This is a genomic window from Blautia marasmi (assembly GCF_900258535.1).
Taxonomy (GTDB): Bacteria; Bacillota; Clostridia; order Lachnospirales; family Lachnospiraceae; genus Blautia; species Blautia hominis.
In genome coordinates this window covers 1,784,746-1,797,025 of the sequence record NZ_OIWX01000001.1, presented here as the reverse complement: position 1 = coordinate 1,797,025, position 12,280 = coordinate 1,784,746, and the positions used below count along the sequence as shown (strand labels likewise).

Genomic DNA, 12,280 nt, shown 5'->3' with positions numbered 1-12,280 from the left:
TTCCGGCAGTCCGGGCGTAAACTAATAGAAAGACAGGACAGCCGGTGAGTGTATGAGAGTATTGCTCTTTTTGTCGGAAGTGATCATTCCGCTTATTCTGTTTTACATAGTGGGTTTTGGTATTCTGATGAAGTGCGATGTGTATGAAGATTTTGTAAAAGGTGCAAAGGATGGTCTGAAGACAGTGGTGCAGATCCTGCCCACCCTCATAGGACTTATGGTGGCAGTGGGCGTCCTGCGGGCATCCGGTTTCCTGGATATGCTGGGCGGACAGCTTGGGAGACTGACCGGTGCGGTGGGATTTCCGGCGCAGCTGGTCCCACTGACCATTGTAAAAATGTTTTCCTCCAGTGCGGCTACAGGGCTTGTGCTGGATATTTTCAAGGAATTCGGGACGGATTCCAGGATTGGGCTGATCGCCTCTGTGATGATGTCCTGTACAGAGACTATTTTTTACACGGTTTCTGTCTACTTTATTGCCGCAAAGGTAAAAAATACCCGCTATACCATACCTGGCGCTCTGCTGGCAACACTTGCAGGAATCGCGGCCAGTGTATGGCTGGCGGGAATGATGGCAGTTTAAAGCCAGTTTTTGGGTCCGGTTTTCCGGGCTCATTTTTTTATGACAGATACTTTCCAAGGATATTATAAAGCTCACGCAGGTCAATGGGCTTTGCTATATGTCCGTTCATTCCGGCGTCAAGAGCACGTTGTTTGTCCTCCGTGAAGGCATCTGCTGTCATGGCGATGATGGGCAGCTGCCGAAGATCCGGTCTGTCAATGCTGCGTATTTTCCGGGAGGCCTCATATCCTCCCATAACGGGCATTCTGATATCCATCAGGACCAGGCTGTAATATCCGGGGGAGGAGGCGGTAACTTTCTCCAGGGCTTCCTGCCCGTTTACTGCAGTGTCGATCCGGACATTTGTGACGGAAATAAGCTCTTTGGCAATTTCCAGATTCAGTTCATTGTCCTCCACCAGAAGGAGACAGCGGTTAGAATAATCGGTATCGGTTCCCGCATCCCCCGCTTTGGAGGCATCCGGAAGAGGCTGCTGGGGATGTGGCGCGCCTTTTTTAAAGGGCAGCTCAATATAGAAGACAGTCCCCTCTCCTTCGGTACTTTCAACACGGATACTCCCCTGCATCATTTCTGTAATGTTTTTTGTGATCGCCATGCCGAGGCCCGTTCCCTCTGCGTGGAAAGCACGGGGGGAATCCGAACGCTCAAAGGGCTGGAAAAGCCGCCGCAGAAATTCCGGTGACATGCCTATGCCTGTGTCCCGGAAAGTAAAACGATACCGGGCCGTATCTTCTGAACCGGAAGGGATCTCCTGCACTTTCACGCAGATTTTGCCGCCCGGGTCTGTGAACTTTATGGAGTTTCCCACGATATTCAGAAAAAGCTGCTTGAAACGGAGGGGATCTCCTATCAGGTCTTCATGCTCCAGTTCTTCCATATCTACCGTAAAATCAAAATGACCGCTGATGATCTGCGGCTGTATGATGCCCTCCAATGTATGAAACAGCTCTCTCAGGTTAAAGTTCTCACTGTTCAGCGTCAGCTTGCCGCTTTCGATCCTGGACATATCCAGCACATCGTTGATCAGGGAGAGCAGGTGTGCGGAGGCCGTGGAGATCTTATTCAGGCAGTCCTTTACTTTTTCCTTCCTGTCTATATGTGAGAGGGCGATTCCCGTCATTCCTATGATGGCATTCATAGGTGTACGGATATCGTGGGACATGTTGGAGAGAAAAATGGATTTTGCCCGGTTGGCCTGTCTGGCTTCCTCCAGAGCATCCGCCAGCTGCTTTTTGCTTATCTGTTCTTTGGCCAGGATCTCCCTGTTTTTCTTATCAATAATATGCTGTCTTCCCGTAAAATAAATAGTACAGAAACACAGCAGCAGGACAACAGTGACCAGCAGGGCCGCGATCATAAAGTTACGGAAAGAGCGGGTGGTGGTCTCCAGCACATTTGCAGGTACGGTGACCAGCAGGTACCAGGAGCTTCTGCCCACAGGCATGTACACCAGATAGTTGCGTTTGCCCATCCAGGAAAAAATAAGGGAGCCGGACGCGGAGGCGGCCATATCATTTCTAAGCTGCTCATCCGGTTCCTGGCCGTACAGGTCAGAGTGTTCCAGGCTGTCCAGGTAATTGTCTGTGATCATCATGGAGTAGTCATAGTGGGGCTTGAGCAGGATATTGCCTTCTTTGTCAATGATGGTGGCATACCCCTCTTCTGTGTACACGTTCAGGGCCAGAAGGTATTCCAGCTCATCAAAGGCAGGTGTCACGAAAATGCCCCCTATCTCAGCCGCATCCCAAATACTCTCCTCTAACGAGGCGTAATACAGCAGTTCATCTCCAACACCTAAATTGACAATGCTCATACTGTCATTATCAATGTATCCCGCTTTTTTCTCCTGAAAGCTCAGGTCCTCCAGCGTCCCGGTCTCCCCTTCAATGGTGACATATCCGCCGTTTTTATCCATGATTCCGGCTGTGCGGTACTGCCAGATATCCTGCTTGTCTCTGAAAAAGTCCAGAATCTCCTCCCGACTGTGGTATGCACCGCTGCGGGAAGCTTCCAGACAGCTTTTCAAAACAGAGAAATATTTGCCGTTCATCTCATCGAAATGGGCATCCAGCTGGGTGCCGAACGCGGACAGGTTACTCAGATTGTCCTTCTGAACGCCCAGGCGTATCTGAGTAAAAAAATATACGGCTATGGTCATAACCAGGACAGCCGCCAGCGTTGTGCCGAAGATGAAGGTTTTTCGCTTCTTGTACATAGGACCCCCATTGATTTTTAAGTGCGGTGTTACCGCAATATTCTGATGTGTTCAGTATACCATATGGGGGAGGCGGGAAGCAATGTCATAAGTGGCGGGGTGGATTTTTTATGAAACATGTATAATTTCGTGAAAACCGTGGTGACAACTTTATAGTCGCGTGATAATATGGTAGCACGCTAAAGCGGGCGGGGCACAAGATATATATACTTATAAGGCAGAGCATAAATGGCATTTTACAGATTAAAGCGCAGCAAATGTGCAGCATACAGTATGAAAAATAACGCAGAAAGGCAGGGTCAGCAAATGAGATATTATGATAAAGTAACACCGGACGGAACAAAAGATTTGCTGTTTGGAGAGTGCGACCAGCGTTCCCAGGTGACAAAAACCCTGAAGGACCTGTTTGGCGCCCAGGGGTATCGGCGGGTGATGACACCTGCATTGGAATTTTATGATGTGTTTGGAAAGGCGGCAAAATATCTGCCCAAGGAGACCATGTACAAACTCACAGACCATAAAGGGAGACTTATGGTACTGCGCCCGGATTGTACGGTGCCTGCGGCCAGATTGGCGGCTACCCGGTTAAAAGGGATGCCGATGCCGCTCCGTTTATTTTACAACCAGAATATTTACCGCATGTTTCCGGAGCTGAAAGGAAAGAGCACCGAAATTAACCAGGTGGGCATTGAACTCATCGGCGGTGTACCGCTGAGAAGTGACCTGGAGGTGGTGGAGCTGGCATCCAGGAGCCTGGATGTCATAAGCGGGGGCAAATACCGCCTGGAGCTGTGCCACATCGGATATTTCAAGGCGATTATGGACAGTCTGGATGTGGATGAGGATACAAAAGAGGATATACGTTTCCAGATCGAGCAGAAAAATTATGCCTCCCTCACCGATATGCTGGGTAAATACCAGGACAGCCGGGCAGCACAGGCGCTTTTGAAGCTGCCCAGACTCTTCGGCGGAGCGGAGGTCTTTGAAAAGGCGTATGAGCTTTTCGATGAGAACGGCGCAAGAGAGAGCCTTGACTACCTGAAGGGTATTTATGAATATCTGCAGACCCTTGGGCTTGGGGATAAAGTGATCATTGACCTGGGCCTTGTGAATCTGGCAGAGTATTACACAGACCTTATTTTCCGGGGATATTTCCGGGGAATAGGGGAACAAGTCTTGTCAGGAGGCCGTTACGATACACTCCTAAACGAGTTTGGGGAGGACCACTGCTCTGTGGGCTTCTGCATCAATGTGGACCTGGCCAGCCAGAAGGTCCAGCCCATGCCGGAAGCCATACCGGAGATTCTGGTGTTTGCGCCGGATATGAAGTACTTATCAAAAGCAGTCCACCATCGCAGGACACTGGAGGACCAGGGCGTGCTGACGGAGAACTGTGTGTTTGATACCATGGAAGAAGCATTTGATTATGCAAAAATGAGAGGGATACCGAAAGTACACCTGGTGGGAGAAGATATCACAGTTTGTTTGACCCGTACAACTCCCGGTAAATAACCTGATGTTTCGCTGGTCTGATCTTCCGACAGCACAGGTGTAAAATACGCAGCGCAGCCCGCTGCGCTCCGTTTTTACACCTGCACTCTCAGAAGATCATCCTCACCGAACCCTCCGGTTATTACCTTGAGTTATACTGAAAAAACTGATACGGCTGTAGGCCGGAATCTTTCACTGGGAGGCAGAATAATGAAACCAATTAGAATCGCTCTTACAAAAGGGCGTTTGGAGAGTAAAACAATAGATATGCTGGAACGTCTTGGATATGATTGTACCAATGCGAGAAAAAAAGGCAGAAAACTGATCATGCCCATAGGAGACGGTGAGATTGAGGTAGTGCTTGCAAAAGCTGCCGATGTGGTCACCTATGTGGAGAGCGGCGTCTGTGACATGGGCGTTGTGGGAAAAGACACCATCATGGAAAAGGGCGGTACCTTTTATGAAGTGGCAGATCTGGGATTCGGAAAATGCAAATTTGCCCTTGCGGTAGTAAAAGGTAAGAATCTGTACGAGGGCTACCACAATCTGACCATTGCCAGTAAATATGTGAATGTGGCTAAGAATTATTTTGAACAGAAGAGTATGGACGTGGATATTGTGAAGATTGAGGGCAGTGTGGAACTGGCACCTGTCCTGGGTCTTGCGGATGCCATTGTGGATATTGTGGAGACAGGGACCACTCTGAAGGAAAATGGGCTGGTAGTGGCTGAGGATGTGTGTCCGGTGAGTGCCAGACTGATCGTGAACATTGCCAGCATGAAGCTCAGAAAAAAAGAGATCGAGAACTTAATAGACAAAATGGAAAACGATGTGCAGAAGCGCAGGGCAAAGGAGGCGTAGGTCATGGCGTATACAATCCCGGAGAAGTTAAAGAAACTGGAGATATATGAGCCGGTGACAGAGGCCTATGATATCCGCCTGGATGCCAATGAGAGTTTCCAGAACCTCCCGGATGATATCCGCAGGGATGTGCTGAAGGCTGTGGAACAGGTGGAATTCAACCGTTATCCGGATCCCTTTGCAGTAAAACTCTGTGAAAAATTCGGCCATTTCTTTCAGGTAAAGCCTGAACTGCTCACTGCGGGAAACGGTTCTGATGAATTGATCTCCCTTATTGTGCCTAATTTTCTGGAGAGCGGGGACACCATGCTGGTAGCCCTTCCTGATTTCTCCATGTACACCTTCTATGCGCAGATGAATCATATCCGTGTGGAGGCGCTGCAGAAAGCCGAAGATATGGTGACAAGCGCGGAGGATATATTAAAGCGGGCAGAGGAGAAAAATGCCAGGCTGCTTATTTTTTCCAACCCCTGCAATCCCACATCCCTGAAGCTTTCCAGGGATGATATTATAAAGATCATTGAAGGTACCGATGCCCTGGTGATCGTGGATGAAGCGTATATGGATTTTGCCGAAGGCTCTGTCCTGGATGTGATAGAGAAATACAACAACCTCATTGTGCTGAAAACATGTTCCAAGGCCCTGGGCCTGGCAGCTATCCGTCTGGGATTTGCCGCGGCGGGCAGAGAGCTGACAGATATCCTGCACGCATTAAAGTCCCCGTATAACGTGAACTCCCTGACACAGGCGGTGGGCTGTGCGATCCTGGACCATCCGGATTATATTAAGAACTGTATCCGTTCTATCCGGAAATCCAGAGATGAACTGTATCAGGAGCTTTTGGAGCTGAAAGACAGAAAAGCGGATATCCTGAACTTATATCCAACTACCACAAACTTTATTTTCATGAAGGTAAAGGATGCGGCTTTGGTGTTTGAAGAGATGAAAAAGAAAAGCATTTCCATCCGGTACATGAACGGCTATCTGCGGGTGACAGCCGGCAGGAAAATGGAAAACGATGCGGTGATACGGGTGTTGGATGAACTGCTGCGTTGAAAGAATGCGGTCTGAAGATTTTTGATTTTTTCCTGTTACGGTGAAAAGACTGAGCAGTTAAATGCAAATATAGAAAATGGGAAAGGAGGAAGCTGATTTGAGGATCGGAGAGATAACGAGGACAACAAAGGAGACGAATATCAGGCTGAGATGGAATCTGGACGGCAGCGGCCGTTATATGGGAAGCTGCGGGGTGGGGTTTTTTGACCACATGATGCAGGCCTTCTGTGTACACGGCGGGTTTGATATGGATTTGGATATGAAAGGTGACCTGGAGGTTGACTGCCATCACAGCATAGAAGATTTGGGCATTGTCATGGGGCAGGCGTTTTCAAAGGCTCTGGGTGACAAAGGCAGTATCCGGCGATATGGAAGCTTCTATATTCCCATGGATGAAGCGCTGGGATTCTGCTCCTTAGATATCAGCGGGCGGCCTTATCTGGTATTCGACGCGGAGTTTGCCAATCAGAGCGTGGGAACCCTGGACTGCTGTATGGTGAAAGAGTTTTTCCGGGCATTTGCATTTAATGGCGGAATCACCCTGCATCTGCGGTGTCCCTATGGGGAAAACGACCACCATAAGATCGAGGCCCTTTTTAAGGCGGCGGCACATGCCCTGAAAGAGGCTTTGGAACCAAATGGAGGAAAAATACTTTCGTCAAAGGGGATGCTGGCATGATAGCGATCATTGATTACGGGGCGGGTAATCTTTTCAGTGTAAAGAATGCCCTTGATTTTTTAGAAGAGAAGAGTGTCATCACAGCAGACTGTGAAGAGATCTGCTGTGCAGATGCCATGATACTGCCGGGAGTGGGGGCTTTTCCTGATGCCATGCGTATGCTCAAGGAGCAGGGGCTTGCAAAAGTCATAAAGGAGGAGGCACAGAAAAAGCCTCTTCTGGGCATATGCCTGGGGATGCAGATGCTTTTTGAAAAGAGTTATGAATTCGGGGAGACAGAAGGCCTCGGACTGATACCGGGCTGTGTGCAGCTTATTGACGGCAATGGCCTTAAGATTCCCCATATGGGATGGAATGACCTGACAGTTTTAAATCCCTGTGCCATGACAGAGAATATGTCAAAGGATGCATATGTATATTTTGTCCATTCCTTCCGGGCAGAGACCGGGGAGGAGAATATTTCCTGTTATACGGTATATAACGAGCGGATCCCCGCTCTGGTACACCGGGGATATGTATACGGCGCCCAGTTCCATCCTGAGAAAAGCGGTGCTGTGGGGCTGGAACTTCTGAAAAATTTTGCAAGGCTGGTGAGAGAATGATTATATTACCTGCAATTGATATAAAAGACAAAACGTGTGTGCGGCTGGTCAAAGGCGATTATGCAACCGCCCATCAGGTGGCGGAAAGTCCCTATGATACGGCAGCTTCCTTCCGGGCGGCAGGCGCTTCCTGGATACATATGGTGGACCTGGATGGTGCCAAAGACGGCAGGCCTGTAAACGAAGAGATTTTTGAGAGAGTGGCCAGAGAGTCCGGCCTTAAAGTGGAAGTGGGCGGGGGAATCCGCAGCATGGAAACCATAGAGCGGTTTCTGGAAAAAGGCATTTCGAGAGTCATTTTGGGTTCCGTGGCGGTAAAAGATCCGTCTCTTGTAAAAGAGGCAGTCCGGGAATTTGGTGAGAAAATAGCTGTGGGCATAGACGCGAAAAACGGTATGGTGGCCACAGAGGGCTGGCTCAAAAAAAGTGATGTCACCTATTTGGATTTGGCACAGGCCATGGAAGAGGCCGGAGTCAGAACCATTATCTATACAGACATTTCCAGGGACGGCACCCTTACGGGAGTCAATACGGAACAGCTGGGAAAGCTGAATGAAAGGGTATCCTGCAGGATCATTGCCAGCGGAGGAGTAAGCTCCATAAAGGATATTACGGACTGCAAAAAGCTTGATCTATACGGATGTATCTGCGGGAAAGCCGTTTACACAGGCGCTCTTGATCTGTGTGAGGCGGTAGAGAAAGCAGGTGAGCAGTCATGTTAGCAAAGAGAATTATACCCTGCCTGGACGTAAGAGACGGCAAAGTGGTTAAGGGCGTGAATTTTGTGGGAATCAAAGAGGTGGGAGATCCGGTGGAATGCGCCATTATGTACGACAGGCAGGGAGCAGATGAAATCTGCTTTCTGGATATCACAGCAACCCATGAGGGAAGAGCGACTATGGCAGATGTGGTGTCCAGGACAGCAAAACATGTATTTGTACCCCTTACAGTAGGGGGAGGCATCCGTACAGTGGAGGATTTCCGGGAAATCCTCCGGGCCGGAGCCGACAAGGTTTCCGTCAATTCAGCAGCGGTGAAAAACCCTGAGCTTATCAGGGAGGCGGCAGCAGTATTCGGGAGCCAGTGTGTGGTGGTCGCCATTGATGCAAAGAGGGATGAGAAGGGCAGATTCAAAGTCGTGGTGAACGGCGGAAGGATTGATACAGGTCTGGATGCCATAGAATGGGCGCAGAAGTGCCAGCAGCTTGGGGCAGGTGAGATTTTGCTCACCTCCATGGATACAGACGGATGCCGTGACGGTTTCGATCTGGAGCTTACCAATGCGGTCTGTGAGGTGGTATCCATACCGGTCATTGCCAGCGGCGGATGTGGTAAACTGGAACATTTTTCTGAGGTTTTCAAGGAGAGTAAAGCGGATGCAGCGTTGGCAGCTTCCCTGTTTCATTTTCGGGAACTGACGGTGGAACAGGTAAAGGAACATCTGGAAGAAGAACGGATTCCGGTCAGGAGGTAGAGGATGGATTTAGAATGTTATTTTGAAAAGAGCGATTTGATACCTGCCGTTGTACAGGAAGCGGGCACAGGGGAGGTGCTCATGCTGGCCTATATGAACCGGGAGAGTCTTCAGAAAACTTTTGAAACCGGATATACCTGGTTTTACAGCCGCTCCAGACAGGAGCTGTGGAACAAAGGTGCCACTTCCGGACATGTTCAGAAGGTGATTGATATAAAAGCAGACTGTGATAATGATACCTTGCTCGTAACAGTAGTACAGACAGGCGCTGCCTGTCATACAGGGGCACATAGCTGCTTTTTTAAAGATATATGGAAAAAAGAAAAAGGAGGGCGGCCTTTATGATGGATGTGATCAAAGGATTGTATGATGTGGCTTTGGAACGCAAGGCTGTAAAACAGGAAGGTTCTTATACCTGCTATCTTTTTGAGCAGGGGCTTGATAAAATTTTGAAAAAGTGCGGTGAGGAGTGCAGCGAGGTGATCATTGCTGCAAAGAATGGGGAGAATGGGGATACAGCTAATGAGATCTGTGATCTTCTTTATCATTTGGTGGTTATGATGGTGGAGAGTGGGATTTCCATTGATGAAGTGGAAGGGATCCTGGAAGAGAGACGGCAGAAGATTGGGAATCTTAAGAAGTTTCATGAAAGTGATCATGAGTCCTGAATAGGTTGTGGATCTTGAATAGGTTGTGGATAAGAAGGAACTGGGCGGCTGGTCCGGGAACTTTGCATGTTAGGTGCAAGGTGTCCGGGGCAGCCGCTTTTTATGGTGGGATAAATGATTGCGTTGCCCCGGAGCCCTTCCCTTTCCTTCGGCATATTCCTGGTTTTCGATGAGACATAGGGATTATTTGGAAAATGCAAAACATTTAATAAACATGGTAAGGCTATTGCCGCTGTTCACAGAAAATTCAGCAAACAGTAACGCTGCATGCCTATTTTAAGTGGATGCGGCGGGGGAAGATGCAGTGTCCTGCCGGACGTTCTGGCGGTATTGGGTGGGGGAGAGACCCACAGAACGTTTGAAAGCCCTGGAAAAGTAGTATTCGTCTTTCATGCCCACATAGGAACAGATCTCACGGACGGTGTAGTCTGTACGCTCCAGTAGAAGTTTGGAGCGCTGGATGCGGACGTTCAGGAGATAGTTTTGGGCTGTGGTGCCTGTGAATTTGTGGAATATTTTGGAGAAATAGCTGCGCTCCAGACCTACGTGATCCACAATGTCCTGGACGGTGATGGGGTAAATGTAGTTGCATTTGATGTAGGATTTTGCTTTTCCAATGTGCTCAAAGAGGATGGTCTGACTCTCTTTCTGGTAATTGCCGGAGAGACTGTAGGACTGGGCAATGTTGGAGAAGATGGAGTACATGAGGGACTGGATGGTGAAGTCGTTGCAAAAGCCTACAGAGGACAGGTGCTCCGCCAGGGTTCGGATATTTTCATCTATGGAGTATTGGGGGTGAAGCTTGCGTACAGGGGAGCTGTGGGAAAACCCCAGTTGGTCTGTGAGGGTGTCGGCGTTTTCTCCGATAAAAGCAAGCCAGCAAAAATGCAGCGGGTCTTCCGGGGAGGTGTGGTAGCTGACAAGCTGAGACGGATATATGATAAAGAGTTCTCCCTGCCGAATGGGATAAGTGTGCCCCTCACAGATGTAGCTTCCCTGGCCCTGGGTAATGTAGTGTATCAGGTATTCGGAACGGGTGTGGGGCGGCATGCGGAAATCGGGTGCGCATTCTTCATATCCGCAGTATCTTAAATTTACATCTCTTTTTGTTTTCGATGCGTAATATTCCTCAATTTTCATAATGAATCCCCCTTTTTCTCTCAGTATAATATTAATATGCACAAAAAACAACATGAATCCATCATAAGGACAAGAGAAGGTATTCTGTTTTGAAGGGAATCTTTTATAATTAAAACCATAGTAACTGTTAAGGTGCGAAGCAGTTATCAGCCGGTAAGAAATGCTGATGGAAACATGGAAAACAGAGAAGGTATTGCCAAGGAGGTAAAAAGTATGTTGAGAAGAAAAATGTTAGCGGCAGCATTGGTGACAGGATTGACGGGGACTTTAGTGCTAGGGGGCTGCCAGAGCGGTGGAGACGAAGGGAAGACTGCTGACGGAAAGGACAACGTTCGGTTCATGGTCGGGGGTTCGGCAGCGGAGCTGGAGCAGTATAAGAAGGCAGTGGATGCGTTTAATGAGCAGAGTGAGGATGTTGAGGTGACCTTTGTAGGTGTGCCGGGGGACAATTATAACGAGAAGATCATGACACAGCTCAAGTCAAAGGAGGCCCCTGACTGTTTTTACTCGGAGGAGGCGTCGTACGGGGAACTGAATAAGTCGGACATGCTGCTGGATGTTTCCAAGTACCTGGACGATGGGGACTCTAACCTGAAACGGGCGGATGTGCCGGAGAACCTACTGGAAAACTATACGTTTGAGGATAAGGTAACAGGGGTTCCGGTAGATTGTAACCCTATGGTGATCTATTATAATGCTGATTTGTTTAAGGGTCTGGATATTAAGACACCTCAGGAATATGTGGATGAGGGCCAATGGAATTTTGAGGCATTGCAGCAGGTATCAGAACAGCTCAGGGACGCATCCAAGGTGGGATTTGTGTATGAAAACTGGTGGGGGCCGCTTTACTCCTTCCTTTTCTCGGCAGAGGATCCAATCTATTCAGATGACATGTCAAAATCTGAATTTAGTTCTGAGCGGGCGAAAGCGGGGCTGACTTATCTGGACAGCAATATCAAATCAAAAGCCTTTACTTTTGCAGGCTCCCTTACCAGCGGAGAGTCACCGGATACCCTGTTTGTCTCAGGGCAGGCGGGAATGCTGTATGCAGGGCGCTGGTATGTGGCGGACTTTACAGATTTGAGTTTTACATATGATGTGGTTCCCTTCCCTTATTATGAGGAGCCTTCACAGGCAGTCTGCGCTATGCCGGCAACACCGCTGGTGATCAACAAGAAGACAGCAAATCCTGACGCGGTGTGGGAATTCGTATCCTTCTACTGTGGTGAACAGGGACAGAAGATCAGGATGGAAGGGCAGGGCAATGCGGTTCCCACAGTTGACGGACTGGATGAGATTGTACTGACAGGAACACCGGAACATGCGCAGAACTTCCTGGATGCTGTTGATATTGCACTGGTATATCCAAAGGCAGAGGCACTTCACCCGGGTATGACGGATTCTGTCACAGGCGAGGTGGAGAAACTGCTCGTGGGAGAGCAGGATGTGGAGCAGACCCTGGCAAATATCATTCAGACAGTTGATGATGAACTTCAGAAGTGATCAGGTAT

At 48.9% G+C, this 12,280-nt stretch carries 13 protein-coding genes; 11 read left to right on the top strand and 2 right to left on the bottom strand.

Going from position 1 to position 12,280, the window contains the following annotated elements; translation table 11 throughout:
• The first annotated feature begins 52 nt into the window (after positions 1 to 52).
• Complete coding sequence (locus C6P39_RS08010; protein WP_095174651.1) at positions 53 to 583, top strand: spore maturation protein; 531 nt, start codon at positions 53 to 55, stop codon at positions 581 to 583.
• Between the two features lie 37 nt (positions 584 to 620).
• Here C6P39_RS08010 and C6P39_RS08005 read toward each other — a convergent pair whose 3' ends face one another.
• Positions 621 to 2,798: an ATP-binding protein gene (locus tag C6P39_RS08005; RefSeq protein WP_104803388.1), complete on the bottom strand. Its 2,178-nt coding sequence runs from the start codon at positions 2,796 to 2,798 to the stop codon at positions 621 to 623.
• A gap of 306 nt (positions 2,799 to 3,104) precedes the next feature.
• Between C6P39_RS08005 and hisZ the strand changes: the two genes are divergently transcribed.
• From hisZ to hisE, 9 genes are all read left to right on the top strand, one after another.
• Positions 3,105 to 4,310, top strand: coding sequence for an ATP phosphoribosyltransferase regulatory subunit (gene hisZ, locus C6P39_RS08000; RefSeq protein WP_242986988.1), 1,206 nt, complete (start codon positions 3,105 to 3,107; stop codon positions 4,308 to 4,310).
• 189 nt (positions 4,311 to 4,499) lie between these two features.
• On the top strand, positions 4,500 to 5,150 hold the full coding sequence (gene hisG / locus C6P39_RS07995; protein WP_187144033.1) for an ATP phosphoribosyltransferase: 651 nt from the start codon (positions 4,500 to 4,502) through the stop codon (positions 5,148 to 5,150).
• A 3-nt stretch (positions 5,151 to 5,153) separates the two neighbouring features.
• The gene (gene hisC / locus C6P39_RS07990) at positions 5,154 to 6,206 is read left to right on the top strand and encodes a histidinol-phosphate transaminase (protein ID WP_095174654.1); all 1,053 of its coding nucleotides are present in this window, start codon (positions 5,154 to 5,156) and stop codon (positions 6,204 to 6,206) included.
• Positions 6,207 to 6,303: 97 nt separating this feature from the next.
• A complete protein-coding gene (gene hisB, locus C6P39_RS07985) occupies positions 6,304 to 6,885 on the top strand; it encodes an imidazoleglycerol-phosphate dehydratase HisB (protein ID WP_095174655.1) in 582 nt (193 codons plus the stop codon).
• Positions 6,882 to 7,487, top strand: coding sequence for an imidazole glycerol phosphate synthase subunit HisH (gene hisH, locus C6P39_RS07980; protein WP_095174656.1), 606 nt, complete (start codon positions 6,882 to 6,884; stop codon positions 7,485 to 7,487). Before hisB ends, hisH begins: the two co-directional genes overlap by 4 nt.
• On the top strand, positions 7,484 to 8,209 hold the full coding sequence (gene hisA / locus C6P39_RS07975) for a 1-(5-phosphoribosyl)-5-[(5-phosphoribosylamino)methylideneamino]imidazole-4-carboxamide isomerase (protein WP_104803387.1): 726 nt from the start codon (positions 7,484 to 7,486) through the stop codon (positions 8,207 to 8,209). Before hisH ends, hisA begins: the two co-directional genes overlap by 4 nt.
• Positions 8,203 to 8,961 carry an imidazole glycerol phosphate synthase subunit HisF gene (gene hisF, locus C6P39_RS07970; protein WP_104803386.1) on the top strand — a complete coding sequence of 253 codons (759 nt, stop codon included), beginning with the start codon at positions 8,203 to 8,205 and terminating at the stop codon, positions 8,959 to 8,961. The genes hisA and hisF overlap by 7 nt, the downstream gene beginning before the upstream one ends.
• 3 nt (positions 8,962 to 8,964) lie before the next feature.
• Positions 8,965 to 9,306: a phosphoribosyl-AMP cyclohydrolase gene (gene hisI, locus C6P39_RS07965; RefSeq protein ID WP_095174659.1), complete on the top strand. Its 342-nt coding sequence runs from the start codon at positions 8,965 to 8,967 to the stop codon at positions 9,304 to 9,306.
• Positions 9,303 to 9,629 carry a phosphoribosyl-ATP diphosphatase gene (hisE, locus tag C6P39_RS07960; protein ID WP_095174660.1) on the top strand — a complete coding sequence of 109 codons (327 nt, stop codon included), beginning with the start codon at positions 9,303 to 9,305 and terminating at the stop codon, positions 9,627 to 9,629. Before hisI ends, hisE begins: the two co-directional genes overlap by 4 nt.
• Positions 9,630 to 9,905: 276 nt before the next feature.
• On the opposite strand, the gene C6P39_RS07955 is transcribed toward hisE, so the two are convergent.
• Positions 9,906 to 10,769 carry a helix-turn-helix transcriptional regulator gene (locus C6P39_RS07955; RefSeq protein WP_158661494.1) on the bottom strand — a complete coding sequence of 288 codons (864 nt, stop codon included), beginning with the start codon at positions 10,767 to 10,769 and terminating at the stop codon, positions 9,906 to 9,908.
• Positions 10,770 to 10,982: 213 nt separating this feature from the next.
• Here C6P39_RS07955 and C6P39_RS07950 point away from each other — a divergent pair, with 213 nt between their 5' ends.
• A complete protein-coding gene (locus C6P39_RS07950; RefSeq protein ID WP_158661493.1) occupies positions 10,983 to 12,272 on the top strand; it encodes an ABC transporter substrate-binding protein in 1,290 nt (429 codons plus the stop codon).
• Positions 12,273 to 12,280 lie beyond the last annotated feature (8 nt).

Bases quoted from the DNA above. Each gene is read 5' to 3' on its own strand.
- C6P39_RS08010 (WP_095174651.1), top strand. From the start codon at position 53: ATGAGAGTATTGCTCTTTTTGTCGGAAGTGATCATTCCGCTTATTCTG.
- hisI (WP_095174659.1), top strand. From the start codon at position 8,965: ATGGATTTAGAATGTTATTTTGAAAAGAGCGATTTGATACCTGCCGTT.
- hisC (WP_095174654.1), top strand. From the start codon at position 5,154: ATGGCGTATACAATCCCGGAGAAGTTAAAGAAACTGGAGATATATGAG.
- hisG (WP_187144033.1), top strand. From the start codon at position 4,500: ATGAAACCAATTAGAATCGCTCTTACAAAAGGGCGTTTGGAGAGTAAA.
- C6P39_RS07950 (WP_158661493.1), top strand. From the start codon at position 10,983: ATGTTGAGAAGAAAAATGTTAGCGGCAGCATTGGTGACAGGATTGACG.
- hisA (WP_104803387.1), top strand. From the start codon at position 7,484: ATGATTATATTACCTGCAATTGATATAAAAGACAAAACGTGTGTGCGG.
- hisE (WP_095174660.1), top strand. From the start codon at position 9,303: ATGATGGATGTGATCAAAGGATTGTATGATGTGGCTTTGGAACGCAAG.
- C6P39_RS07955 (WP_158661494.1), bottom strand. From the start codon at position 10,769: ATGAAAATTGAGGAATATTACGCATCGAAAACAAAAAGAGATGTAAAT.
- hisF (WP_104803386.1), top strand. From the start codon at position 8,203: ATGTTAGCAAAGAGAATTATACCCTGCCTGGACGTAAGAGACGGCAAA.
- hisZ (WP_242986988.1), top strand. From the start codon at position 3,105: ATGAGATATTATGATAAAGTAACACCGGACGGAACAAAAGATTTGCTG.
- hisH (WP_095174656.1), top strand. From the start codon at position 6,882: ATGATAGCGATCATTGATTACGGGGCGGGTAATCTTTTCAGTGTAAAG.
- C6P39_RS08005 (WP_104803388.1), bottom strand. From the start codon at position 2,798: ATGTACAAGAAGCGAAAAACCTTCATCTTCGGCACAACGCTGGCGGCT.